The 24,254-nt window shown below is 70.5% G+C and carries 27 protein-coding genes; 13 read left to right on the forward strand and 14 right to left on the reverse strand.

Going from position 1 to position 24,254, the window contains the following annotated elements; translation table 11 throughout:
- Window positions 1-173: 173 nt before the first annotated feature.
- From JOD31_RS05065 to JOD31_RS05090, 6 genes are all read right to left on the reverse strand, one after another.
- The gene (locus JOD31_RS05065) at window positions 174-1,100 is read right to left on the reverse strand and encodes a CheR family methyltransferase (RefSeq protein WP_204949173.1); all 927 of its coding nucleotides are present in this window, start codon (window positions 1,098-1,100) and stop codon (window positions 174-176) included.
- Window positions 1,097-2,257 carry a protein-glutamate methylesterase/protein-glutamine glutaminase gene (locus tag JOD31_RS05070; RefSeq protein ID WP_204949174.1) on the reverse strand — a complete coding sequence of 387 codons (1,161 nt, stop codon included), beginning with the start codon at window positions 2,255-2,257 and terminating at the stop codon, window positions 1,097-1,099. Before JOD31_RS05070 ends, JOD31_RS05065 begins: the two co-directional genes overlap by 4 nt.
- A 28-nt stretch (window positions 2,258-2,285) precedes the next feature.
- The gene (locus JOD31_RS05075; protein ID WP_020184286.1) at window positions 2,286-2,651 is read right to left on the reverse strand and encodes a response regulator; all 366 of its coding nucleotides are present in this window, start codon (window positions 2,649-2,651) and stop codon (window positions 2,286-2,288) included.
- Window positions 2,652-2,673: 22 nt separating this feature from the next.
- Window positions 2,674-3,132 (reverse strand): chemotaxis protein CheW, encoded by a 459-nt coding sequence (locus tag JOD31_RS05080; RefSeq protein ID WP_271206160.1) that lies wholly within the window; start codon window positions 3,130-3,132, stop codon window positions 2,674-2,676.
- Window positions 3,129-5,756, reverse strand: a complete 2,628-nt coding sequence (locus tag JOD31_RS05085) for a hybrid sensor histidine kinase/response regulator (protein WP_204949175.1) — start codon at window positions 5,754-5,756, stop codon at window positions 3,129-3,131. Before JOD31_RS05085 ends, JOD31_RS05080 begins: the two co-directional genes overlap by 4 nt.
- 114 nt (window positions 5,757-5,870) lie before the next feature.
- Window positions 5,871-6,806 carry a DMT family transporter gene (locus JOD31_RS05090; protein ID WP_204949176.1) on the reverse strand — a complete coding sequence of 312 codons (936 nt, stop codon included), beginning with the start codon at window positions 6,804-6,806 and terminating at the stop codon, window positions 5,871-5,873.
- A gap of 167 nt (window positions 6,807-6,973) precedes the next feature.
- Between JOD31_RS05090 and dmeF the strand changes: the two genes are divergently transcribed.
- Complete coding sequence (gene dmeF / locus JOD31_RS05095) at window positions 6,974-7,960, forward strand: CDF family Co(II)/Ni(II) efflux transporter DmeF (RefSeq protein ID WP_204949177.1); 987 nt, start codon at window positions 6,974-6,976, stop codon at window positions 7,958-7,960.
- 4 nt (window positions 7,961-7,964) lie between these two features.
- Here the strand turns inward: dmeF and JOD31_RS05100 are convergent, their stop codons facing one another.
- The 4 genes from JOD31_RS05100 to JOD31_RS05115 form a co-directional block, all read right to left on the reverse strand.
- On the reverse strand, window positions 7,965-9,335 hold the full coding sequence (locus tag JOD31_RS05100) for a glutamate--cysteine ligase (RefSeq protein ID WP_204949178.1): 1,371 nt from the start codon (window positions 9,333-9,335) through the stop codon (window positions 7,965-7,967).
- Between the two features lie 76 nt (window positions 9,336-9,411).
- Complete coding sequence (locus JOD31_RS05105) at window positions 9,412-10,116, reverse strand: L,D-transpeptidase (RefSeq protein ID WP_204949179.1); 705 nt, start codon at window positions 10,114-10,116, stop codon at window positions 9,412-9,414.
- A gap of 113 nt (window positions 10,117-10,229) precedes the next feature.
- Window positions 10,230-10,976, reverse strand: coding sequence for a L,D-transpeptidase (locus JOD31_RS05110; protein WP_246482329.1), 747 nt, complete (start codon window positions 10,974-10,976; stop codon window positions 10,230-10,232).
- A 282-nt stretch (window positions 10,977-11,258) separates the two neighbouring features.
- A complete protein-coding gene (locus tag JOD31_RS05115; protein ID WP_204949180.1) occupies window positions 11,259-12,002 on the reverse strand; it encodes a 16S rRNA (uracil(1498)-N(3))-methyltransferase in 744 nt (247 codons plus the stop codon).
- Between the two features lie 126 nt (window positions 12,003-12,128).
- Between JOD31_RS05115 and ubiA the strand changes: the two genes are divergently transcribed.
- From ubiA to JOD31_RS05140, 6 genes are all read left to right on the forward strand, one after another.
- On the forward strand, window positions 12,129-13,067 hold the full coding sequence (gene ubiA, locus JOD31_RS05120; RefSeq protein ID WP_204949181.1) for a 4-hydroxybenzoate octaprenyltransferase: 939 nt from the start codon (window positions 12,129-12,131) through the stop codon (window positions 13,065-13,067).
- A 7-nt stretch (window positions 13,068-13,074) separates the two neighbouring features.
- The gene (locus JOD31_RS19610) at window positions 13,075-13,209 is read left to right on the forward strand and encodes a hypothetical protein (protein WP_271206161.1); all 135 of its coding nucleotides are present in this window, start codon (window positions 13,075-13,077) and stop codon (window positions 13,207-13,209) included.
- Between the two features lie 28 nt (window positions 13,210-13,237).
- Complete coding sequence (locus JOD31_RS05125; protein WP_204949182.1) at window positions 13,238-13,819, forward strand: demethoxyubiquinone hydroxylase family protein; 582 nt, start codon at window positions 13,238-13,240, stop codon at window positions 13,817-13,819.
- 154 nt (window positions 13,820-13,973) lie between these two features.
- Window positions 13,974-14,648, forward strand: a complete 675-nt coding sequence (locus JOD31_RS05130) for a cation efflux transmembrane domain-containing protein (RefSeq protein ID WP_204949183.1) — start codon at window positions 13,974-13,976, stop codon at window positions 14,646-14,648.
- Window positions 14,649-14,819: 171 nt separating this feature from the next.
- Window positions 14,820-16,154 (forward strand): ammonium transporter, encoded by a 1,335-nt coding sequence (locus JOD31_RS05135; protein ID WP_204949184.1) that lies wholly within the window; start codon window positions 14,820-14,822, stop codon window positions 16,152-16,154.
- A gap of 65 nt (window positions 16,155-16,219) precedes the next feature.
- Window positions 16,220-16,393: a hypothetical protein gene (locus tag JOD31_RS05140; protein ID WP_204949185.1), complete on the forward strand. Its 174-nt coding sequence runs from the start codon at window positions 16,220-16,222 to the stop codon at window positions 16,391-16,393.
- Between the two features lie 153 nt (window positions 16,394-16,546).
- Here the strand turns inward: JOD31_RS05140 and JOD31_RS05145 are convergent, their stop codons facing one another.
- On the reverse strand, window positions 16,547-17,131 hold the full coding sequence (locus JOD31_RS05145) for a DUF6101 family protein (RefSeq protein ID WP_204949186.1): 585 nt from the start codon (window positions 17,129-17,131) through the stop codon (window positions 16,547-16,549).
- 339 nt (window positions 17,132-17,470) lie between these two features.
- Between JOD31_RS05145 and JOD31_RS05150 the strand changes: the two genes are divergently transcribed.
- Genes JOD31_RS05150 through lpxK form a run of 5 tightly spaced genes read left to right on the forward strand, consistent with a single transcriptional unit; the run spans window position 17,471 to window position 21,665 of the window.
- Window positions 17,471-18,298 (forward strand): 3'(2'),5'-bisphosphate nucleotidase CysQ, encoded by an 828-nt coding sequence (locus tag JOD31_RS05150; protein ID WP_204949187.1) that lies wholly within the window; start codon window positions 17,471-17,473, stop codon window positions 18,296-18,298.
- Window positions 18,295-18,534, forward strand: a complete 240-nt coding sequence (locus tag JOD31_RS05155) for a DUF4170 domain-containing protein (protein ID WP_204949188.1) — start codon at window positions 18,295-18,297, stop codon at window positions 18,532-18,534. The genes JOD31_RS05150 and JOD31_RS05155 overlap by 4 nt, the downstream gene beginning before the upstream one ends.
- A gap of 43 nt (window positions 18,535-18,577) precedes the next feature.
- Complete coding sequence (locus JOD31_RS05160; protein WP_204949189.1) at window positions 18,578-19,327, forward strand: lysophospholipid acyltransferase family protein; 750 nt, start codon at window positions 18,578-18,580, stop codon at window positions 19,325-19,327.
- Window positions 19,324-20,661 carry a 3-deoxy-D-manno-octulosonic acid transferase gene (locus JOD31_RS05165; RefSeq protein ID WP_204949190.1) on the forward strand — a complete coding sequence of 446 codons (1,338 nt, stop codon included), beginning with the start codon at window positions 19,324-19,326 and terminating at the stop codon, window positions 20,659-20,661. The genes JOD31_RS05160 and JOD31_RS05165 overlap by 4 nt, the downstream gene beginning before the upstream one ends.
- On the forward strand, window positions 20,661-21,665 hold the full coding sequence (lpxK, locus tag JOD31_RS05170) for a tetraacyldisaccharide 4'-kinase (RefSeq protein WP_204949191.1): 1,005 nt from the start codon (window positions 20,661-20,663) through the stop codon (window positions 21,663-21,665). Before JOD31_RS05165 ends, lpxK begins: the two co-directional genes overlap by 1 nt.
- Before the next feature lie 346 nt (window positions 21,666-22,011).
- Here the strand turns inward: lpxK and JOD31_RS05175 are convergent, their stop codons facing one another.
- The 3 genes from JOD31_RS05175 to JOD31_RS05185 form a co-directional block, all read right to left on the reverse strand.
- Window positions 22,012-22,224, reverse strand: a complete 213-nt coding sequence (locus JOD31_RS05175) for a DUF2093 domain-containing protein (RefSeq protein ID WP_204949192.1) — start codon at window positions 22,222-22,224, stop codon at window positions 22,012-22,014.
- A 72-nt stretch (window positions 22,225-22,296) separates the two neighbouring features.
- Complete coding sequence (locus JOD31_RS05180; RefSeq protein ID WP_204949193.1) at window positions 22,297-22,947, reverse strand: protein phosphatase CheZ; 651 nt, start codon at window positions 22,945-22,947, stop codon at window positions 22,297-22,299.
- Between the two features lie 2 nt (window positions 22,948-22,949).
- On the reverse strand, window positions 22,950-23,333 hold the full coding sequence (locus tag JOD31_RS05185) for a response regulator (protein ID WP_020184262.1): 384 nt from the start codon (window positions 23,331-23,333) through the stop codon (window positions 22,950-22,952).
- A gap of 244 nt (window positions 23,334-23,577) precedes the next feature.
- Here JOD31_RS05185 and JOD31_RS05190 point away from each other — a divergent pair, with 244 nt between their 5' ends.
- Window positions 23,578-24,063 (forward strand): MaoC family dehydratase, encoded by a 486-nt coding sequence (locus JOD31_RS05190; protein ID WP_020184261.1) that lies wholly within the window; start codon window positions 23,578-23,580, stop codon window positions 24,061-24,063.
- Window positions 24,064-24,254 lie beyond the last annotated feature (191 nt).

Below are 24,254 nucleotides of genomic sequence, written 5' to 3' on the forward strand. Positions count from 1 at the left end.
ACCTGGTCGCATTGATCCGTCGAAAGCCCCGCGCCGCAAGCGCGGGGCTTTCCTCGTCTCAAGCGGGGTCGCACGCCGCTGAGGGCTGCGCCTTCAGGCGCTGGCGATGTCGACGCGACATGAAAAAGCCCGCGCGAAGCGGGCTTTGACGCAGGTCCAGAGAGCCTTCAGCCTCAACGGCGGAACGCGGCGATCTTGGACTGCAGCGACGTGGCTGGCGGCGTCGCCAACGTCGCGCCGTGGGCGGCGCCGGTCCCCAGGGCCGGACGCGCTGCGGCGGGTGCGGGAGCGTCGGTCCGCATGAACAGGCCGCGGTGGTTCGGATGGCTCCGGACCGGCGCGGTCGCCCCCATCACCGTCTCGGCCGCCCCCAGCACGAGGTAGCCGTCCGCGGGCATCTGCTTCGCGATGCGGCGAACCACATCGCCCTTGGTCGCTTCGTCGAAATAGATCAGCACGTTGCGACAGAAGACGACGTCGAACGCGCCCATCGGCGAGAAATCGCGCAGCAGGTTCAGCGTGCGGAACTGGACCCGGTTCCGCAGCTTCGGCGAGATCCGCCACTGGTCGCCCTCCTGCGTGAAATGCTCGACGAGCATCCGGACGGGCAGACCGCGCTGGACCTCGAACTGCGTGAAGAGGCCGTTGCGGGCGCGCTCGAGGACGTCGGACGCAAGGTCGGTCGCGACGATCTCCACCGTCCAACCCGCGAGCAGAGCTGCCTTCTGTTCGAGCAGCATGGCGAGCGAGTACGGCTCCTGGCCCGTCGAGCACGCGGCGCACCAGATCCGGATCTTCCGCTGGATCGCGCGGGCGGCGATGAGCTGCGGCAGCACCACGTCCGTGAACTGCGTGAACGGCGTTCCGTCCCGGAAGAAGAACGATTCGTTCGTCGTCATGGCTTCGACGACCGACTGGGCGAGAGCGGTGTCGCCGCCGCGCATCAGCTTGCCGATGAGCTCGCCGATCGACGCGATGCCCGCCTTGCGGGCGACAGGCCCGAGCCGGCTGTCGACGAGGTAACGCTTGTCCTCCCCGATGATCAGACCGGAACGCTCCTTCAGGAAGCGGGCGAGGAACGAGAGATCGGCCGGCGTCACGCGCGGTCTCCTGAAAGCAGGCGAACGATCTTTGGACCGATCTGGGGCAGAGGGAGCACCGCCGAGCAGCACCCGGTGGCCGCGGCGGCGCCCGGCATGCCCCAGACGACGCTTGTGGCTTCGTCCTGGGCCATCACGGAGCCGCCGGCGCCTGAGATCATCCGCACGCCCGCCGCGCCGTCGGCGCCCATCCCGGTGAGCACCACCGCGAGAAGCGAGGAGCCGTAGACCTTGCTGGCGCTGCGGAACATCGGCTCGACCGACGGCTTGCAGAAGTTCTCCGGCGGCCCGTTGTCGATGGAGGCCTGCAGCGCCGCGCCCGACTGGACCACGGAGAAGTGCTTTCCGCCGGGCGCCACGTAGATCACGCCGCGCTCGATCGGCTCGCCGTGGGTCGCTTCGCGCGCAGGGCGACCGGAGACGGCGCCGAGATGCTCGGCGAGCGCCGCCGTGAACGTCGCCGGCATGTGCTGGGTGACGAGAATCGGCACCCGCGAGAGCGCGTCGACGCCGATCGCCTTCAGCACCGCGGCGAGCGCCGTCGGGCCGCCGGTGGAGGAGCCGATCGCCAAGGCGCGCACGGGCGCCGAGGAGAAGGGTTTCAGCGCGAAGCCGGGCGCGGGCGCGCCGGGCGGCGTCGGCCCGGGCCGCAGGAACCGGCCGCTGGCGGCCTGGGCGATGGTGTGGAGCGCGGCGGCGCGGGGGTCGGCCGCCCGGGGCGCCGAACGGCGGCGGGCGATCTCGCCGAGCACCTTGATCTTCGCGACGAGGTCGCGGCGGTAGTCGTCCTGCGCGATCGCGGCGCCGGGCTTCGCCAGAAAATCGGCGGCGCCGAGGGCGAGGCAGCGCAGCGAGACGTCGGCGTTGCGGCGGGTCAGCGTGGACGCCATCACGACGGCCAGGTCCGGCTTCGCCTTCAGCATCAGCGGCAGCGCCGTGAGGCCGTCCATGTCGGGCATTTCGATGTCGAGCACGACGACGTGCGGCTCCGCTGTCGCCAGCTCGGCGAGCGCCGAGCGTCCGGTCCGGCAGGACGCCACAACCTCGAAGCCCGGCTGTTCGCCGAGCCAGCGCGTGACGAGTCCGCGGACCACCGCGCTGTCGTCGACGATCATGACGCGCACCTTCTCGACGGGCGTGACGGCGGCGGTCATCATGCTGGGCCTGCTATGCTGGAATGTCGGGTTACAGCAGGCCGACTTCGGCGAATTTGGAGCCGATGATGTCCTTGTCGAACGGCTTCATGACGTACTCGTCCGCGCCCGCGCGCAGGGCCCGGGTGATGTAGGAGACGTCGTTCTCGGTGGTGCAGAACACCACCTTCGGCGCGTCCCCGCCGGGCAGCGAGCGCAGCTCGACCAGAAACTCGTAGCCGTCCATGACGGGCATGTTCCAGTCGAGCAGGATGCCGTCCGGCATCGCCTGCTTGCAGAGCGCGAGCGCGCTCTGGCCGTTCTCGGCCTCGGAGATCTTGAGGTCGAAGCCCTCGAGAATGCGCCGGGCGACCTTGCGGATCACGCTCGAGTCGTCGACGACGAGGCAGTGTTTCATGGGATCGTGTCCTGCGGTTTGCTCAGGCGGCGAGCGCCGAGATGGACGGTTCGAGCGCGTGGTCCACGTCGAGGATCAGGAGCAGCCCCCCGTCGAGGCGGTGGACGCCCTCCGCGACGCTCGCCCAGCGGGGGTCGAGGGTCACCGGCTTGGTCTCGCGCTTGGCGTCGGCGAGCGGCATAACGTCGCCGACGCGGTCGACGATCAGCGCGAGAGCCTCGCCCTTGTGCTCGATGCCGACCGCCATCGCCTGCGAGAGATCCGCACACGGCGGCAGGCCGAGGCGCGTGCGCATGTCGATCGCAGTCACGATGCGGCCGCGCAGGTTGAGCACGCCCGCGACCTCGGGGGGCGACAGCGGCACGGTGGTCAGCTTCTCGAGCGTGAACACCTCGCGGACGCGGCCGATCTCGATCCCGAAGATCTGGTCGGCGATCGACACCGTGACATAGGTGGTGGCGTCATCCATGGCGGCGCTCACGCGGCGATCCTCCAGCGGGGAGCAAGGGTTTCGAGTATGGCGAGCAGCGTCGGCCGGTCGAACTTCGACACGCAGTCGCTGAAGCCGGCGGCCGCGGCCTTCTCGTACTCGGCGGCGGAGCCGGTCGAGGTCAGCGCGAGCAGCGGCGCGTGGGCGGCGTGAGGCTCGGCGCGGAGAGCCGCGGCGAGCGCGAAGCCGTCCATCTCGGGCATGTCGAGATCGGCGATCACGGCGTCGAAGCTCCGGCCGCGCTGCACGAGCGCGAGAGCGTCCGCCCCGCTCCCCGCCGCGGCGACGCGGTAGCCCGCCGCCGACAGGACCGGCGTCAGCATGTTGAGGAAGAACGCGCTGTCGTCGACCAGCAGCACGCTCGGCTGGGTCCTGCGCTCGTGCGGACGCTCCTTGCGGGTCATCCAGTCCTCGAAGGCGAGCGTCAGGTAGTGCGCGATGTCGATGATCTCGGTGGCCTTGCCCGCCAGCACCGAGGTGCCGAGGATGCCGGGCACGATCGACGCCGCGCTGATTTCGACTGCCTGCTCGACGATGTCGAGGATCTCGTCGACCATGAGGCCGACCGAGCGATCCTCGTCGGTGAAGACCAGCAGCGCCTGCTGGCCCTCGCCCGACATCATGCCGTCGCCGACCGGGATCAGCGGCATCAGGCCGCCGCGGTACTGCACGATCGGTCGACCGTCGGTGACTTCGATGGTGGCCGCGTCGATCATCTCGAGGCGGGTCACGAGAGCGAGCGGCACCGCCTTGGGCGCCATGCCGCCGGCCCGGAACAGCAGCAGCGACATGACGAGGCCCTGGTCGACTGCGGCCGCGGGCTCCTTCGCCTGCAGACTCTCGTGCGCGTCCGTAGGGCCGACCGCCGAGGCGAGGCCGTTCGGGTCGAGGATCAGGATCACCGACCCGTCCCCCAGGATGGTGGTGCCCGAGAACAGGCCGATGTGGTTCAGCCGCGAGGCCATCGGCTTGACGACGATCTCCTCGGTGTGAAGCACGTCGTCGACCACGATGCCGAAGACGTTCTCGCCCACCTGCGAGATCACGACGAAGGCGTCGTCGGCGGTCTCTTCGACGGCCGTCGCGAGGCCGAGCAGGCCGCGCAGGCGCACCAGCGGCAGCAGGCGGTCGCGCAGGCGCAGCAGCGAGGCGTCGCCGATCCGCTCGATGCGGTGCTCGCTGCCGGGGCGCGCGCGCACCAGTTCGGTGACCGCGACCTGCGGGATCGCGAAGGTCTCGCCGGCGGAGGTGACCATCAGCGCGGAGACGATGGCGAGGGTCAGCGGGATGCGGATGATGACCGCGGAGCCCTTGCCCTGGGTCGAGCGCAGGTCGACTGCGCCGCCGATCAGCTCGATGTTGGAGCGCACCACGTCCATGCCGACGCCGCGGCCGGAGACGCTGGTGATCGCCGCCGCGGTCGAGAAGCCCGGCGCGAAGATGAAGCGGTGGATCTGGGCGTCCGACATCTTCTCGACGTCGGCTTCGGTCGCGAGGCCGTTCGCGATGGCCTTCTTCCGGATGCGGTCGGTGTCGAGGCCGCGGCCGTCGTCGCCGATCTCCACGATGATGTGGCCGCCCTGATGGTAGGCCGCGAGTTTGATCGTCCCCGTTTCGGGCTTGCCTGCAGCCACGCGCTCGGCGGGCGTCTCGAGCCCATGGTCCGCGCAGTTGCGGACCATGTGCGTCAGCGGATCCTTGATGAGGTCCAGCACCTGACGGTCGAGTTCGGTCTCGGCGCCTTCGGTGACGAGCTCGATCTTCTTCCCGAGATCGGACGAGAGGTCGCGCACGATGCGCGGCATGGCGCGCCAGGCCGCGCCGATCGGCTGCATGCGGGTCTTCATGACCCCTTCCTGCAGCTGGGCGGTGACGTGGCTCAGGCGCTGCAGCGAAGCGCCGAAATCCTTCTCCCCGTGGCGGCGGACGATGTCGGTCAGCTGGTTGCGGGTGAGCACCAGCTCGGAGACCATGGTCATCAGGCGGTCGAGCGTGTCGACGCCGACGCGGATGGTCTGGCCGGCGAGCGCGCTCTCGGCGCGGGCGTCGTCGCCGCCGCCGTCGATCGCCTTCAGAACCGGCGTGGTCTTCACCGGCGCCTCGGCGACCGGAACCGGCTGTGCAGTGAGCTCGGGACCCGGGGTCTCGCGGAAAGCGCGCTCCAGTTCGTCGAGCGAAACCTCGCCGACGCGCAGTTCGCGGCCGAGCGTGGGGTCGATCTTGGGCGCCGGCGTGCTCGCCGCCTCGAGCGCCTTCCGCTCCAGCTCGTGGATGATGTCGTGGTCGTCACCGGCGGGTTCGGCGCCGGTGCGCTCGAGGTCGGCCAGGATCTCCTTGATTCTGTCGATCGCCGCGAGGATCAGCGTGACCGCGTCCGGGGTCGGCATGGCGCCGTTCCGAAATTCGCCCATCAGGGTCTCGGCGGCGTGGGCCAGCGCTTCGAGCCGTGACAATCCGAGGAATCCGCAGGTGCCCTTAACCGTGTGGACCAGCCGGAAGATGTTTCCGAGAATGCTGGCGTTTGTCGGCTCCTGCTCGAAACGAACAAGCTCGACATCGACGAAATCAAGGTTTTCCGCAGTTTCGGTCAGAAAGTCGCGCAGCAGCTCGTCCATTCACCCCTCCCCCGGAGACGCAACGAACAGGCGCTTCTCGGTACATCAAAGAGTGTGGTGCAAAAAGCATAACGGATGGTTGCAGGTTGCACGCGCGCCTGAGTAATCGATCGATCAGGTTCGGCGACGCGCAAGCCCAAGCACGACGACGTTTCCAAGCGCCACGAGCGCCACGCCGACGAGGGCGGACGCGGTCCAGGCATAGCTTTCGAACACGCTGGAGATCGCGAGGGCGACCACCGGGAACAGCACCGTCGCGAACCCGGCGCGCGCCGGACCGATGCGCTTGATCAGCGCGAGATAGGCCAGGAACGCCGCGACCGACGAGCCGGCGGCGAGCCACAGCAGCGACAGGCCGTAGGACCAGCTCGGCTCGAAATCGAACGCGGCGCCGGAGGCAAGCGCCGCAATCAGCAACCAGAGCGTTCCGTAGATCATGCCCCAGGCGGTCGCCGCGAGATCCGGGACATCGCGCTGGATCACGCTCGAGATCATGTTGCCGAGGCAGAAGCAGAGCGTGCCGGCGACGCACAGCGCGAGCCCGCCGAGGGCCGCCGCGTTGAAGCCGGTTGAAGCGATCTGCGGCAGGTAGAGCAGGCCCACGCCCGCGACGCCCAACGCCGCGCCCACAAGCACGCGGATTTCGATGGCCCGTCCGAAAAACAGGGCGCCGAGCGCGAGGTTGATCGGCGAGGCGAGCGCGAACACGACCGCGAGCAGACCCGAGGGCACGTGGGCGCCGGCATGATAGAACAAGAGGAAGTTCGTGGAATACATGAGCACGCCCGCGAGCGCGAACCTGACGTGCGTCCGCAGCGGGAACCGCAGCCGCTCCCGACGCGCCAAGGCGATCACGACGCAGATCGCGGCGGAGAGCCCGAAGCGCCAGACCAGCGACACGACGGGCGCCACGACGCCGAGCTGGTGATGGAGCGCGATCCAGCTCGTGCCCCACACGGTGACGAGCACCACGTAGAGGCCAAGGTCCGTACGCCCCAGCGCGTCTGGCGAGGTCGGCGTAGCGGTCTGGGCGGGTAGGACTTTCGACATGCATCCGTCCGGCGGCGGTCGCTGAGCGTCCCGGTTAGACCGGAACGCGTGACGGCGACAGCGCGGATCCGTGATGTTCGCCATCGCGATGCGTGATGGCCGGCTTGACGGAGACGAAGGTCAGGCCAACCTCCGACCATCGCGCCCCGCGTCTGAGGAGAACCGCCATGCACGTCGCCGAAAACGGCCGCATCGCCCCGGTCCATGTTCACGAGCATCTCTTCCTGGGCCAGGACCATGCGCGCAACGAGCGCCGAACCGTCGCGGTGGTCGCGGTCACCGCGACGATGATGGTGGTCGAGATTGTCGCCGGCTGGGCCTACGGATCGATGGCCCTGACCGCCGACGGCTGGCACATGGCGACCCACGCGGGCGCGATCGGCGTGGCGGCGCTGGCCTACCGCTTCGCCTCGAGCCACGCGGCGGATCCGCGGTTCGCCTTCGGCGCGGGCAAGGTCGGCGATCTCGCGGGCTTTGCGAGCGCCATCATCCTGGGCGTCGTCGCCCTCGGGATCGGGTACGAATCGCTGCTTCGCCTGGCCTCGCCCCAGCCCGTCGCCTATCTCGAGGCGAGCGTGGTGGCGGTGATCGGGCTCGCCGTGAACGTTGTGTGCGCGCTGCTGCTCGGTCATGGCCACGATCACGGCCACAGCCACGACCACCGCGATCGTCGGCGTCACGACCATGGGCATGACCACGCGCACCACGGACACGCCGACCACAACATGCGCGGCGCCTACCTGCATGTGCTGGCGGACGCGCTGACCTCGGTGCTCGCGATCGCGGGCCTGCTCGCCGGCTGGAGCTTCGGATGGAGCTGGGTCGATCCGGCGATCGGCGTCGTGGGCGCCGTGGTGATCGCCGCCTGGTCGATCGGCCTCGCGCGCGACAGCGGGCGGGTCCTGCTGGACGCGACCTCGAACGACGATCTGGCGGAGACGATCCGCGAAAGGCTCGAGACGGGGGACGTCCGCGTGTCGGACCTCCACCTCTGGCGCGTGGGGCCGGGCCACATGGCGGCGATCGTCGCTGTGGTCACGCACCGCCCCGAGGAGCCCGCCTCCTACAAGGCCCGGCTCGCCGACCTCGCGGCGCTGAGCCACGTCACCATCGAGGTGAACCTGTGCCGCGACCATCCGAGGGTCGCGGCGTGAGGCGTCAGTAGGCGAACTCGGAGAACACCGGATCCACGCGGCCGCCCCAGGGGCCGTGGAACTTCGCGAGCAGCGCGTCGGCGAGGGTGGCCTCGTCCTCGACGACCCGCAGCAGCGGCGCGAGATGGATGCGCTCGTCGTCGCCGAACAGGTTCACCTTCGCGCGCCGGGCAAGCCCGTCGTCGGCGAGCGCCAACGCGTCGCGGGCGACGTCGAGCGCCGAACGATTGCGGATCCGCGCCTTCAGCCCCTCGCGCGGAACGTCGTCGCGCAGGCTCTGCCGCTCCTCGGCGGTCCAGTCTTTCACGAGCTCCCAGGCGGCGTCGAGGCTCTGCTGGTCGTAGAGCAGGCCGACCCAGAACGACGGCAGCGCGCAGATGCGGCCGGTGGGGCCGGAGTCCGCGCCGCGCATCTCGAGGTACCGCTTGAGCCGCACCTCGGGGAAAATGGTGGTGAGGTGGTTCGACCAATCAGCGACGGTCGCGCGCTCGCCCGGAAGTTGCGGCAGGGTTCCCGCCAGCAGGTCGCGGAAGGAAGCGCCCGCCACGTCGTGGTAATGGTCGCCGCGCTTCACGAAGTACATCGGCACGTCGAGCGCGTAGTCGACGTAGCGCTCGAAGCCCATGCCGGCGTCGAACGCCCACGGCAGCATGCCAGCGCGGTCGTTGTCGGTGTCGCGCCAGATCTCGGAGCGGGCCGAGACGAAGCCGTTCGGCTTGCCTTCGGTGAAGGGCGAGTTCGCGAACAGCGCGGTCGCGATCGGCTGCAGCGCTAGGCTCACCCGGAGCTTGTGGACCATGTCGGCTTCGCTGGAGAAGTCGAGGTTCACTTGCACCGTCGAGGTCCGGTACATCATGTCGAGGCCGCGCGAACCGACCTTCGGCATGTAGCGGGTCATGATGTCGTAGCGGCCCTTGGGCATGACCGGCGTCTCCGCCAGCGTCCACTTCGGGCTCATCCCGAGGCCGAGGAAGCCGAGGCCCAGCGGCTCCGCCACCTGCCTCACCTGCGCGAGATGCGCGTGGAGCTCCGAACAGGTCTGGTGGATGGTCTCGAGCGGCGCGCCCGACAGCTCGAACTGGCCACCCGGCTCCAGGCTGATGGCGCCGCCGCCGGTGACGTCGAACAGGCCGATGATACGGCCGTCCTCCATGATCGGCTCCCAGCCGAGCAGAAGCTGCATGCCTTCGAGCAGCGCGCGGATGCCGTCCGTCCCCTCATAGGGAACAGGCGAGAGATCTGCGCGGCGGAACGGAAACTTCTCGTGCTCGGTGCCGATCCGGAAGCTCTCGGCGGGCTTGGAGCCCGCCTCGAACCACGCGACGAGCTCGTCTCGCGACGTGATGAAGGTCGGATCGATCTGGTCGCGTGCCATGTGCGGCTTTCAGCGGAGGAAGGCCGCAGACAGGTAAGGCGTCACGGTTCGGGCGTAAAGGCCGGACGCCGCGGCGTCAGGAGACGCCGAGCGTGCGGCTCGCCGGGAGCACGACGACCTGCGTGCCGGTGGGCACGCGCTCATAGAGGTCGATGATGTCCTGGTTCAGCATGCGCACGCAGCCCGACGACATGGCGCGGCCGATCGAGCGCGGCGCGTTGGTGCCGTGGATGCGGTACATGGTGTCGCGGCCGCCCTGGTAGAGGTAGAGCGCGCGCGCGCCGAGCGGGTTGTCGAGGCCGCCCGGCATGCCGCCGGCCCAGCGCGAATTGAGCTCGGGATCGCGCGAGATCATGTCGGAGGTCGGCGTCCAGGTCGGCCACACGCCCTTGCGCTGGATCGTGGCGCGGCCGTTCCACTCCATGCCCTGCTTGCCGACGCCGACGCCGTAGCGCATCGCGCGGCCGTTCTCGAGCACCAGGTAGAGCAGGCGCGCTTCGGGGTCGACGACGATGGTGCCCGGCGCTTCGCCCGTCGGATCGGAGATGTTCCGGCGAAGCACGGCCGGATGCAGCATGCGCCAGTTGATCGCCGGCAGCGGGAACTTCTCGTCCGGCTTCGCGCCGTAGACTTCGTCGTAGTTCGCGCCTTCGGGATCGATGAACGCGCGCACGTCGCTGAGCGGGTTGCTGGCGCAGGCGGCGAGGCCCAGCGGCAGCAGAGCGACGAAGCCGCGGCGGGTCAGTTTTCCGGGCGCGGCGAGGACGTCGTTACGCGACATGGCATGCAGTCCGTTCGTGAAGCATAGGCCGCGCCTTCAGCCGGAGGCGCCGCCCTGAGCGGGGGAGAAGTCAGACGGTGCGGCGCGCGACGCCGAGCCCGCGCGCCAGGAGATCAAGAGCGGACCACGACCTTGGTGCCGAGCGGCACGCGCGAGTAGAGATCGATCACGTCCTGATTGAGCATCCGGATGCAGCCCGACGAGACGGCCTTGCCGATCGAGTAGGGCTCCACCGTGCCGTGGATGCGGAACAGCGTGTCCTTGTCGCCCTGCCACAGCGCCATGGAGCGGGCGCCGAGCGGGTTGCCGGGGCCGCCCGGCATGCCGTCCTTGTAGGGACGGGCGTGCGGATCGCGCGCCACCATCTCTGCCGGCGGATGCCAGTCGGGCCACTCGAGCTTGCGGCGGATGTACGCCTGGCCGTTCCAGGCGAAGCCCTCGCGTCCGACGCCGACGCCGTAGCGGATCGCGGTGCCGTCATCCTGGACGAGGTAGAGGAACCGGGCGTGCGGATCGATCACGATCGTGCCCGGACCCTCGCCCGTATCGTTCGGAACGGTCTGCTTGAGGAACTTCTGGTCAAGCCGGTTGAGGCTCACCGGCTTCACCGGGAACGGCTCGTCGGCGACGCCGTTCGCGCCGTAGCGCGCCTCGTTCGACGGGCCGGAGCCGAAGTTCGGCAGCGGCGACATCGTCACCGGCGCGACCGGCGCCGGGGTCGCCGCGAACGGCATCGGGTCGACGGCCGGAAGCGGACGCGACTGGGCGCAAGCGGCCAGCGCCAGCGGCAGCAGGGCGAGCGCCCCGCGCCGTGTCCAGCGCGCGGCCGAAGCCGAAGTCGATTTAGAAGCAGTGGACATGGGCGGTGTTCTTCGCGCGACTCAAAGCTGACCATGCCGTCGCAAGCCGACGGCTCCATGACGCCTATACGCCCGTCTACGCACGGACGGCATGCCGAGTTCGCGACCCAGCCGCGATGGCTCCGGACTGCGGCTTTTCGGCAACGCGATCCGCGCCGCTCTCTCGCCGCCCTCCGAGCGCGAGGTGAACTCTCGACGACTATGGTTAACGCGAGGTCAACATTGGGGTGCGCCCGGGGTAACGGACCGCTCGCCTCCGGCCGCAATCGCGATCGGACGCGTTCACCCCCGCCCGTCCCCCGCCGCCGCCTGCACCAGCGCAAGCGCGGCGACCGCCGCGGTGTCGGCGCGCAAGATCCGCGGCCCGAGCGAGATCCGGACGGTCGCGGCGAGACGGACCAGCCGCTCCCGCTCAACCGGATCGAAGCCGCCCTCCGGGCCGATCAGGACGGCGAGCGGCCGTCCCGCATGGGGCGCCAGCGCCGCCACCGGATCGGCGATCTCCGCCGCCTCGTCGCAGAACACCAGCGTCCGGCCGGCGTCCCAGCCGTCGAGCAGCGGATCGAAACCCACGGGGTCGTCGATCTTGGGGACGGAGAGCACGCCGCACTGTTCCGCGGCTTCGACGACGTTGGCGCGCATGCGCTCCAGATTGACCCGGCGCGCCTCGGTGCGGCGGGTGATGACTGGGGTGAGCCGCCCCGCCCCCATCTCCACCGCCTTCTGCACCATGTAGTCGAGCCGGGCGTGCTTCAGCGGGGCGAACAGGTAGACAAGATCGTTCGCGGGCGTCTGGGGCCGCAGCAGCCGCTCGCAGGCGACCGTGACGCGCTTCTTCTCGGCCGCCGCGATCCGCCCGCCCCATTCGCCGTCGCGGCCGTTGAACAGCAGCAGCCCGTCGCCCGCCGCCATCCGCAGCACGTTGCGGAGGTAGTTCGCCTGCGCGCCCTCGAGCGCGACCTCGGCGCCCTCGGCCAGATCCGCCTCGACATGGAGCCGCGTGGTGGAGAAATCATAGTCGGCCATGGCTTTGCTGCGTTCCGCGGGCTGGCGCGCTCGGCCGGCGCGCGGGGGAAGCGCCGTTCTGACGCGCCCCGTTGTCGCCTTCAAGCCGCTTGACCGAACCGCGCCGATGTCGTGACGCTTCCCGCCATGATCGATCGGACCTCATCCGGCGCCGTCGCCGACGCCGCGCCCGCGAACTGGGTGGACACGACCGCCCCCGCGAGCTGGCGGCCGTTCCTGCGGCTCGCGCGGGCCGATCGGCCGATCGGGGCCTGGCTGCTGTTCTGGCCCTGCGCCTGGTCGGTCGGGCTCGCCGCCGCAGCCGCAGGCTGGAGCGCGTCGAACCTTCTGCACCTCGCGCTGTTCGCCGTCGGCTCGGTGGCGATGCGCGGCGCCGGCTGCACCTACAACGACCTCGTGGACCGCGACATCGACGCCAAGGTCGCCCGCACCCGCTCCCGGCCCCTGCCCTCCGGCCAAGTGACGGCGAAGGGCGCCGCGCTGTTCCTCGCGGCCCAGCTCCTCGTCGGCCTGCTCGTGCTGGTCGCGCTGCCGCCGTTCGCGATCCTCGTCGGCGTCTGCTCGGTGCTGCCGGTCGCGCTCTACCCCTTCATGAAGCGCATCACCTGGTGGCCGCAGGCGATGCTGGGGGTGTGCTTCGGCTGGGGCGCGCTGATGGGCTGGGCCGCCGCCTTTGAAAGCCTCGGCGCCGCTCCGCTGCTGCTGCATGGCGCGGCGTTCGTCTGGATCATCGGCTACGACACGATCTACGCCCACCAGGACAAGGAGGACGACGCCCTCGTCGGCGTCGGCTCCACGGCCCTGCTGTTCGGCGACCGCACCCGGCCCATCCTCGCCGGCCTCTACGCCGGCGCGGTCGCCCTCCTGGCCCTCGCAGTCCACGCCGCGGGGGGCGGCGCCGTCGCCTACCTCGGCGTCGCAGCCTTCGCCGCGCACTGCGGCTGGCAGGTGAAGGCGCTCGACATCGCCGACCCGACGCTGTGCCTCAAACTCTTCAAGTCGAACCGCGACGCCGGCGCCCTGATCTTTCTGGGGCTTCTGGTCGACGCCCTTCTCAGGACGTGAGGACCACATGACCGATCCCGTCGTGAAGGACCCCCTCCCCCCGGAGCACAAGCGCTTCGTTCTGCGGCAGGCCGGCCTGCGCCTTTGGATCGCGGCGGCGGTCGTCGTCGCCCTCGGCGTCTGGCTGTTCACCCGCCTCTGATCATGTCCGCGCGTCGGCGCTCGCCGCGATGACTGACCTCAGCCTGCGGGACGCGCTCGCCATCAAGCGGATCGTGCGGGTGAACCATGCGGGCGAGTACGGCGCGATCCGCATCTATGCGGCGCAGATCGCCGTGGCGCGACAGCTGTTCCCCGATATTGCGCCAGCGCTTCGACAGATGCGCGCCGACGAGATCGACCACTGCGCGAAGTTCTTCGCCGCAATGCCCGCCCGGAATTCGCGGCCCTGCCGCATCATGCAGCTCTGGAGCCTGGGCGGCGTCGTTCTTGGCGTCGCCACGGCCTTGGCGGGCCGACGCACGATCTGGATCTGCACGGCGGCCGTGGAGGAAACAGTCCATCGCCATCTCGATGACCAACTGCGGTTCCTGGAGGGTCGCGACCCCGAGTTGCACGCCGTCATTCTCGGCATTCGCGCCGAAGAGCTGGAGCACCTTCGGCATGCGGAGGCGCATCTTGAGGGTGCAACGCCGGACGCCTTCGAGCGAAGCCTCCGCGCCGGCGTCCGCATGGTGACCGAAAGCCTGATCTGGCTATCGACCTGGGGCGACTCCAGCCGCATGGCGCGAACGCTTCGCGAGACGTCCTGACGACCAGGACACGCAGTCATCAGCTCAGGCGTTTGCGGGGCGGAACGCCGCGCTGCTTTCGAAAATGGAGGCGCTCGAGGCCTCCGTGGCCTCGACCCAAGCGGCGGCGGCGGCGTTCTAGCGTAACGTCGGCCGTCTTCAGTACGGTCGCGGCATGAGCTGCTGCAGCCATTGCCCTTCGCCAGACGCCGGCCCCGGCGGACCCGCGCAGCGCCGCGTCCTTTGGGCGGCGCTGGCGATCAACGCCGCCATGTTCGTGGTCGAGGTCGCGGCCGGGCTCGCGGCGGGATCCGCCTCGCTGCAGGCCGACGCTCTGGACTTCCTGGGAGACGCCGCGAACTACGGCGTGAGCCTCGCGGTCGTCGGCCTCGCGATCGGGCTCCGCGCCCGCGCCGCGCAGCTCAAGGGCCTCACGATGGCCGCCTTCGGGCTGTGGGTCATCGGCGCCGCGGCGTGGCACGGGCTTCACGGCACGCTGCCGGCCGCCGGAACGATGGGCGTCGTCGGCGCGCTCGCCCTCGCCGCGAACGCCGCCTCCTTCGCCCTGCTCTGGGCCTATCGCGACGGCGACGCCAACATGCGGTCGGCCTGGATCTGCACCCGCAACGACGTGGTCGGCAACGTCGCGGTGATGCTCGCAGCCCTCGGCGTGTTCGGCACGGGCACCGGCTGGCCCGACGTCATCGTCGCCGGGATCATGGCGGCGCTCGCGCTGCAGGGCGCGGCGGTCGTCCTGCGCCAGGCGAACGCCGAGCTGCGCGCGGCGAAGCGCGACCTGTCGAGCCGGCCCCGGCGCTCCGGACGGCTGGAGTACCGGCCGAAAGCCTGAGGCTTCGGACCTCGCTGCCCCTAGGCCGAGCGCCGCAAGACGCGGAACCGCCAAAGCGTTCGCACGCTTCACCATTTCTTGATCTTGCCAAGCGTCCGTCTGGCACGGCCGCTGCCTCTGGAGGCTCGGCCGCCATCCGGCGGCGCGCGACCTGTCCAATGGGGGCCAGACATGGAAAACGCCGCACTGCTCGCGAAAATAGAGGCGCTCGAGGCCTCCGTGGCCTTGACCAAGACGGTCAACGCCGAGGTGTTCTACTGGTGGTGCACCGCCCTGATGATCGCCATCCACGCAGGCTTCCTCGCCTACGAGATGGGCGCCTCGCGCGCGAAGAACGCGCTGGCCTCGGGCCTCAAGAACCTCCTGGCCTTCGCCTTCCTGGTGCCGACCTTCTACTTCTTCGGCTGGTGGATCTATCTCGCCTTCCCCACGGGCTTCACCGTGTCCGAGGCGTCCTCCGCCGGCGTCGCCTGGGGCGAGTCCATGGGGCCGAACCTCGGCGACAACGCCTCCGGCATCTTCTGGGCGGCCTTCACGCTGTTCGCCGCCACCACCGCCTCCATCATGTCGGGCGCCGTGATCGAGCGCATCCGCATGTCGGCCTTCACCATCCTCGCCATCCTGCTCGGCGGCTTCGTCTGGATCCTGGGAGCCTCGTGGGGCTGGCACCCGGAAGGCTGGCTCACCACCAGCTGGGGCCTGCACGACATCGGCGCCGCCGGCTGCGTGCACATGATCGCGGGCTTCTTCACCCTCGGCGTGCTGATCAACCTCGGACCGCGGATCGGGCGCTTCAACGCCGACGGCACGGTCAACCACATCGCCGGCCACAACATGCCGATGTCGCTCATCGGCCTGATGATCATCGTGATGGGCTTCTTCGGCTTCCTCGGCGGCTGCATCATCTACAACGGCGGCACGTGGATGACGATCTACAACACGCCGACCACCCTCTCCGCCTTCGCCTTCAACACCCTGATGGGCGTCGCCGGCGGCATGATCGGCTCCTACCTCGTCACCCGCGATCCGTTCTGGATGATGTCCGGCGCGCTGATCGGCGTGATCTCCTCGGCGCCCGGCCTCGACGTCTACTTCCCGGCGCTCGCCTTCCTGATCAGCTTCGTCGGCGGCTGCGTCATCCCGAAGCTCGCGGACATGCTGCTGGTGCGCTTCAAGATCGACGACGCGGTGGGTGCGGTCGCCGTCCACGGCTTCGGCGGCGTCTGGGGCCTGCTGGCCGCCGGCATCTTCGCCTCCGGCTACCCCAACGTCAGCGGCCCCGCCGTCTCCTTCAGCGGCCAGCTGATGAGCGTCGTGGTGTTCGCGATCCTCGGCTTCGCGCCCGGTTTCGCGGCGTCCTACGTGCTGAAGATGCTCGGCCTGCTGCGCACGGACCCCAAGATCGAGCTCGCCGGCCTCGACATCTCGGAAGTGCCGGTCAAGGCCTATCCGGAAGCCTCCACCATCCCGGCCTTCACCGGCGAGGCGCTGAGCCCCGCCGAGTAACGTCCTGATCCCCGCGCGCGGGCGGCCCGCCCGCGCATCCCATCCATCGTTCCAGGAGATACGCGATGAACTCCGCTCCGATCACAACCTGGGAAGGGGCCAAGGCCTACTTCACCTTCGCCGACCAGCCAGGCGTGCTGATGGTCATCAGCGCGCTGGCGCTCGCCGTCTGCGTCGGCACCATCGCCGCGATGATCCGCCACGAGAACGCCTGCGTGCGGAAGGCCAACGGCGCCTGAGGCCGTCGACGACCCCTCGAACGAAAAGCGGCGGAGCGCATGGCGCCCCGCCGCTTTTTCATGACCCGCCGCCGCTGTCCATAACGCGACGGCGTCGGTCCCCCTCCCCGCATGGGGGAGGGGGAAGCGCCCTATTCTCCGAGGTCCGAGCCTTCAGTTCCGCGCGATGATCTCGCGTTCGCCGCGGTTGACCTTCGTCTCGGCCGTGAGCTTGCCGGTCCGGCGCTTCACGAGGAAGCGCGGGCGGCGGCCGGCGAGCAGGCTGTGGCGGCGTCGCGGACGCGGGCGGCCGACTTCGACCAGCCCGAGCAGCTTCGCCGGGGTCGAGCGGCGGCCGTCGAGCTCCTCGACCAGCAGGGGCAGCCTGAGCGCCCGCCCCCAGCTCTTCCACTCCGCCAGTCCGTCGCCGCCCGGCGCGCTCTCGTGGAGCGGCACGTCGAGCGCGCGGTCGCGGTGGGCGAGGACCACCTCGACCCGGTCGCACTCCGGCTTCTCGCCCGGCGCCACGCGCACGGCGACGCCGGAGAAGCAATTGAGGGGCACCGCGATCCGCATCGATACGCTCCGAACCATCCTGTCCACCACGACGCGCCCGGCTTCGAGCGTCACGCGCCGTTCGCCCCCATCCGCCGCGGCGTCGGGCGCCGCGAAACGGACAGGAAGCGCGAAGGGATCGAGCCGGTCGGCCGACCCCGTTCCGACGCGCGCCTGCGCGCCGGCCTCGGTTTGACGTCCCACTGTTCAGTCTCCCTGAAGGCTCATTTGTTCGAGCTCTTCGTCTGTTACTGACGATGACTTGGGACCGACCCACATCGGCTTAACGGAGCTGGTGAATCCTTTCTGACCTTGTCGCCATGCTGAAGAGGAGCTTTCCGGACAGGGTAAGCGCGCCTTAAACGAAAAGGCGCGAATGCGACCCGCCCTGCGACCGCCCGCGGACTTGCGCGCGCGCCTTCATCCCGACACTTTGCGGGGGCGCTTAAGGCGCGCTCGTTTCCGATGGCGCAGCCGATCGAAACCGGTCGCGTCTCCGGCGCCGTCCCTGGCTCACCCCGACTTAGAAGGCGTCCCCCGACCGTGCAGTCCTCCGCCGCGCCGATCGATCTCGAACGCCTCGCCGGCCGTCTCGCGGAGGTGGTCACGGCCGCAGGCGCGATCGCGGCGGCGCTGTTCGCCAAGGGCGGCGCCCAGAAATGGACCAAGGCCGACGACAGCCCGGTCACCGAGGCCGACCTCGCCGTCGACCGCTACCTCGCCGAACGGCTGCCGCCGCTCGCGCCCGGCTCCGGCTGGCTCTCCGAGGAGACCGCCGACACCCCCGACCGCCTTGGCCGCCGCCACGTCTGGGTGGTCGACCCGATCGACGGCACCCGCGCCTTCGTGGACGGCGTGCCCGAGTGGGTGGTCTCGGTCGCGCTGGTGGAAGACGGCAAGCCGATCGTCGGCATCGTCCACAACCCGGTCAAGAACGTCACCCACGCGGCGATCCGCGGCGGCGGCGCGACCCTGAACGGGCGCGTGCTCGGCGTCGTCGACGCGGCCTCGCTCGACGGCGCGCGCGTCGGCGGGACGAAGTCGCTGATCGCCCCCCTGCGCCCCCGCGGCGTGCAGGAAGGGGCGTGGATCTACGCCCTCGCGAACCGGCTGGTGAAGGTCGCCGACGGCGCGCTGGACGCGGCGCTCGCCCGCCCCGCCGCCCACGACTGGGACATCGCGGCCGCGCACCTGATCCTGGAGGAGGCCGGCGCGAAGCTCACCGACTTCGACGGCGCCCTGCCCTCCTACAACCGCGAAACCACCCGCCACGGCGCGCTCGTCGCCGCCGCGCCGGAGCGACACGGCGTGCTGCTCGCCGCGATCGCGAACGACCCGACCCTCACCGCCGCCAAGGAATGGACCCGATGACCGACGCCGTGCAGCCCAAGCAGCTCCTCCACCTCGTGTTCGGCGGGGAGCTCGAGGACGTGTCCGGCGTCAAGTTCAGCGACCTGTCCAAGCTCGACATCGTCGGCGTGTTCCCGGACTACGAGAGCGCCCGGGCCGCCTGGAAGGCCAAGGCGCAGGCGACCGTCGACGACGCGCACATGCGCTACTTCGTCGTGCATCTCCACAGGCTGCTCGAGCCGGACGCGCCGAAGTAGGCGACGACGCCCCGGCGCGTCCCCCGATGCCGACGTCGTCGCCATGCTGAAGTCGCTGGGACGCTCCGCCGCCGCGCAGGGAGCGGCGGGCCGGCTGCTCGCGGGCTACATCCGGCTGGTGCGCGCCACGAACCGCTGGACCTTCGAGCCCGCCGACTTCCAGGACCAGCTCGTCCCGCATCTTCCCGCGATCGTCGCGCTCTGGCACGGCCAGCACCTCATGGTGCCCGCCATGAAGCGCGACGACATGCCGGCGCGGACGCTGGCCTCGCGGCACGTCGACGGCGGGATCAATGCCATCGCCTGCGCCGCCTTCGGCATCGGCGCGGTGCGCGGCTCCGGCGGCGAAGGCCGCAAGGCGCTGAAGCGCGGCGGCGCGCGGGCGCTGCGCGAGATGCTGGAGGCGCTCAAGGCCGGCGACAGCATGGTGTTCACCGCCGACGTGCCGAAGGTCGCAGGCGTCGCGGGCGAAGGCGTGGCGCTGCTCGCCAAGCTCTCGGGGCGGCCGATCTTCCCCTTCGCGGTCGCGACCAGCCGGTCGAAGACGCTGTCCACGTGGGACAAGGCGGAACTCAACCTGCCGTTCGGCCGCGGCGCGGTGGTGCTGGGCGAGCCGATCCATGTCGCGCCCGACGCCGACGCCGAGGCGCTGGAGGCCGCGCGGCGGGCCGTCGGCGACGGTCTCGACCGCGCCCACGCGCGCGCCTACGCTCTCGTCGGACGCCGCTGGGGACGGCCGCACGCCGGCCCTGAGGCGGACACAAACGGCGCCCATGTCTGGCCGCCGACATGACCGACGTCCTCTCGTCCCGGCAGCGTTCCATGGCCGACCGCATCCGCCTCCGCGTCACCGCGCCGCTCGCGCTCTACCGCGAGGGCCTCAAGGTCGCGCGGCCGTTCGCCGGCGCGCTGCTGCGCCGCCGGGCCGGCGCGGGCAAGGAGAGCGTCGAACGGCTCGGCGAGCGGCGCGGGCGCGCCGGCGTCGCGCGGCCCGATGGTCCGCTCGTATGGCTGCACGGCGCGAGCGTCGGCGAGCTGGTGTCGCTGCTGCCGCTGATCGAGAGCCTGACGCGGCGCGGCTTCTGGGCGCTGGTCACCACCGGCACCGTGACCTCGGCGGCGGTGGCGGCGGAACGGCTGCCCGAGGGCGCCATCCACCAGTTCCTGCCGCTCGACGTGCCGGCCTACGCCGACCGCTTCCTCGATCACTGGAAGCCCGATCTCGTGCTGATCGCGGAGAGCGAGCTCTGGCCGAACCTGCTCCGCCGCGCCCGCCGGCTCGGCGCTCCGATCGGCCTCGTCAACGCGCGGATGTCGCAGCGCTCGTTCGCGCGCTGGCGGCGGGCGCCCCGGACCATCGGCGCGCTGCTCGGGCATTTCGACCTCTGCCTCGCCCAGTCCGCCGGCGACGCCGCCCGCTTCGCCGAGCTTGGCGCGCGCCATGTGGTCGACGTCGGCAACCTGAAGTTCGATTCCCCGCCGCCGCCCGCCGATCCGGCGACGCTGACGGCGCTCCGCCGCCTCGTCCGCGGCCGCCCGGTCTTCGTGGCGGCGAGCACCCATCCCGGCGAGGACGCGGCCGTCGCCCGCGCCCACGCCGTGGCCCGGGTGCGCGCGCCGGACCTGCTCACGATCCTCGCCCCGCGCCATCCCGCCGCGGGCGCCGCGGCGGTCGAGGCCGCGAGCCTGCAGGGCGTCGTGGCGCAGATCCGGTCCTCGGGAGCGGAGCCGGACCGCGAGAGCGAGTTCTACATCGCCGACACCATCGGCGAGCTCGGCCTGTTCTACCGGATCGCCGACGTCGTCTTCATGGGCGGGTCGCTGGCGCCCCATGGCGGGCAGAACCCGATCGAGCCCGCCAAGCTCGGCGCGCCGGTCCTGCACGGGCCGCACGTGCGCAACTTCGCCGACATCTATGGCGCGCTCGACGCCGCCCACGGCGCGGCGGAGATCGACGGCCCCGACGCCCTCGGGGCCGCAGCGGGCGACATGCTCGCCGATCCGCACGCCCGCGCGGCCATGGGCGCCGCGGCGGAGGCGACCTGCGCCCGGCTCGGCGGCGCGCTGAACCGCACGCTCCAGGCGATCGAGCCCTATCTCATCCAGCTCCGGCTCGGCGTGGGCTGATGCGCGCGCCCGGTTTCTGGTGGCGGGAGCCGGGCCTCGCCGCGGCGGCCCTCGCGCCGCTGGGCGCGCTCTACGGCGCGGGTGCGGCGCGGCGCATGGCGCGGGCCGGCGAGACCGTCTCCGCGCCCGTTGTCTGCGTCGGCAACTTCGTCGCCGGCGGCGCCGGCAAGACCCCGACCGCGATCTTCCTCGCCGAACGGCTCGCGGCCGCCGGGGAGCGCCCGTTCCTGCTCTCGCGCGGCTATGGCGGCAGCCTCGACGGCCCGGCGCTGGTCGACAGCCGGACGCACCTCGCCTCCGAGGTCGGCGACGAGCCCCTGCTGCTCGCAGCCGTCGCTCCGACGGTCGTTGCGCGGGACCGACCCGCCGGCGCCCGCTTCGCGGCCGATCGCGGGGCCGGCGTGATCATCCTCGACGACGGTCTCCAGAATCCCGCGCTCGCCAAGACCGTCACGCTCGCCGTCGTGGACGGCGCGCGTGGCGTCGGCAACGGCCGCTGCCTGCCGGCAGGCCCGTTGCGCGCGCCGCTGGCGGCGCAGTTCGCCCGGACGGACATGGCGCTCGTCATCGGCCCCGGCGCGCCGGGCGCGGCGCTGGCCGTCGAGGCGCGGCGCCGCGGCGTCACCGTCCATCACGGCGCTCTGGTCCCTACTCCGCAGGACGCCGAACGTCTGCGCGGACGTCGCGTGATCGCGGTCGCGGGGCTCGGCCGGCCGGAAAAGCTGCTCGACACCTTGGCCGCCATCGGCGCGCAAACGGAGCGCTTCGTCGCGCTCGGCGACCACGCGCTTCCGAGCGAGCCGCAGGCGCGCGCCATCGCCGACGCCGCCCGCGCCGCCGACGCGCTGGTCGTCACGACGGAGAAGGACTTCGTGAAGTGGCGGGAGCGTCGGCCGGAGCTGGCGGAGATCGCCGTCGCCCTGCCGGTGCGGCTGGTCGTCGAGGACGAGGATGGCCTTCTGGCGCGCCTCCGCGCCGCGATCGCAGAGGCGCGCGGGAGCTAGAGAGGCTTCGCGTCAGGCGAACGCGACGGCGCCTCACGCTCCGCCGTCGTTCCGGCCTTGACCCGGAACCCATACCTCCGCCGGTTCAGAACCAGCTCGACGGCGGGAGGATGAGATGGGGCGACGGCCAACTCTCGGAACGCGAGGGCCGCGCTCGTGTCCCGGACTTGATCCGCGACCCAGACGCCCTCAGGCCCGAGACATGAGGCGCGCCGTCGCGTTTTGCGCGGACACCTCCGCGGCTCTGGTCCTGGATCAAGTCCGGTACACGAGCGGGAGTTTGCCTGTCGGATCGCGCGCGAAGGCGCGCGCCGGCCGGGGTCGTCACTTCAAAGGGATCAGGGCGTCAGGCCTTGCCCAGCTCCCGCGCGAGCGCTTCGCCAGGGCCGGCGTAGGGCTCCTGGCGGGCGACGCTCCAGTAGCGCAGCTCGTCCAGCGCGATCTTTTCGCCCGTGACGGCGCACAGCACATAGGCGCCGGGCTTCAGCACGCGAAAATCGGCGTCGAGGTAACGGACCTCGGCTTCGCCGGACGACGGCGGGCGTTCGTAGCGGTTCATCGGGATCCCCGGCTCAGGGTGCAGCCGGGGATATAGGCGAGCCGGAGCCGCCGGGCAAATGGCGGCGGAATCTCAGCCGCGCATCAAGGCGTCGATGTCGTCCTGGGCGATCGCGACGTTGGCGTCCTGCGGCCCGTGAAGCAGCAGCTCGCGGGCGCGCTTTTCCCGGTCCGTCTCCGGCCCGGCCTGGTCGTCGCCGTCGGTCTTCACCGCGGCGGCGAAGCGGCCGACGCGCTGCTCGATGTTCTCAAGCGTCTCGATCACGCGGGCGATGCGCTGGCCCGTGAGATCCTGGAACGAGCACGCCTCGAAGATCTCCATGACCTTCTCGTTGACCAGCGCCTTGAAGGTCGCCTCGTCCTCGCCTTCGGCGTTCATCATCGCCTCGGCGCATTCCATGATCGTGTTCGTGGCCTGCTCGGTCGCGGTCACGATCGCGCCGAGATGCTCGCCCGCGGTCGCGATCTTGCCCGACTTGAGCTCCCCGGCCCGCAGGGCCGCGATCTCGTCGCGCATGCGGGTGATGTAGTCCGCGATGTCGCGCAGTTCGCGGTAGATCGAGCGGTCGATCGAGGCGAAGAACGCCTGCATCGAATCCGCGGTGATCTCGGCGAGAGAGACCACGTCGCTGAAAGAGGCCTCGGTGGCGCTCTTGGCGTCGACGTAGGCTCTCACACGGTCGAACGGTTCGGTCAGAGCGCGATCAACGCGTTTGGCGGGCATGCCTATTCTCCAAACACCGCGTCGATCTTCGCCTTCAAGGTCTGGGCGTTGAACGGCTTCACGATGTAGTTGTTGACGCCGGCCTTCTTGGCCGCGATGACGTTTTCGGTCTTCGATTCCGCGGTGACCATGATGAACGGCGTGCGGTTGAGCTTGTCGTCGGCGCGGACCTCGCGCAGCAGCTCGATGCCGGTCATGGGCTCCATGTTCCAGTCGGAGATGACCAGGCCGTAGCGCTTGTCGCGCATCTTGCCGAGCGCTTCCGACCCGTCGGCCGCCTCGTCCACGTCTTCGAAGCCGATCTGCTTCAGAAGATTGCGAATGATCCGGAGCATCGTCTTGTAATCGTCGACGATGAGCACCGGCATCGTGTGGTCGATGGCCATCCGAAAAATCCTTTTTCGAGAGGGGCGTCGTCCTGAGCCCCTTGAGCGACGTCTGCGGCCGGCGCGGCCTGGCGCGCCTGAGACGACGATGGTGCGGCACGCTGGTTGATTTTCGGTTTAGCTGCGTCGTGACGATTGCGGCCGTTCCGTCATCCGAAAGGCGCGTTGCACCGCAGCGAGACGGGACGCACAGTGCCGGCCGCTCGGGGTCCCGGGCCTTTTTGCAACGACCGACCGTGACGCCATGACCGCCGTGCTGCAGCCCAGGGACGCTTCGCCCGCCGAGCCGGTCGACCAGATCGCGTTCGAGGATCTCGTCATCGGCCAGACCGCCGAAATCCGGCACGAGGTGTCGGAGGACGGCGTCAAGACCTTCGCGGCGCTCACCGGCGACACCAACCCGATCCATCTCTCGGAAGCCTACGCCGCCAACACCCGCTTCGGGGGCCGCATCGCCCACGGGCTCTACACCGCGAGCCTGATTTCGGCGGTGCTCGGCACGCGCCTGCCCGGGCCCGGCGCGGTCTATCTCTCGCAGACCATCAAGTTCCGCGCGCCCGTGCGCATCGGCGACGAGGTGGTCGCGCAGGTCGAGATCACCGCGCTCGATCCCGGCCGGCAGCGGGCGACCTTCTTCTGCACCTGCTCGGTGGGCGACAAGGTGGTGCTGGACGGCGAGGCCCAGGTGATGGTGCCGAGCCGCGACGAGATCGACGCCGAACTGGCGTGACGGCGCCCTTCCCTTTTCCCCTTGCGGAGAAGGCGGCGCGCAGCGCTGGGGTCGTCCGGGACATCCTGAACATTGACGGAGGTCGTCCCGGACGACCCCTCGCATCTACCCTCTCCGCAAGGAGAGAGGCGGGACCACGACGTCGCGCCTCGTCTTAGCGCCGAACGCCCGCCCCGCCGGGGCAGGCGTCT

Origin of the sequence: Methylopila capsulata (assembly GCF_016907975.1) — a bacterium.
Lineage (GTDB): Bacteria > Pseudomonadota > Alphaproteobacteria > Rhizobiales > Methylopilaceae > Methylopila > Methylopila capsulata.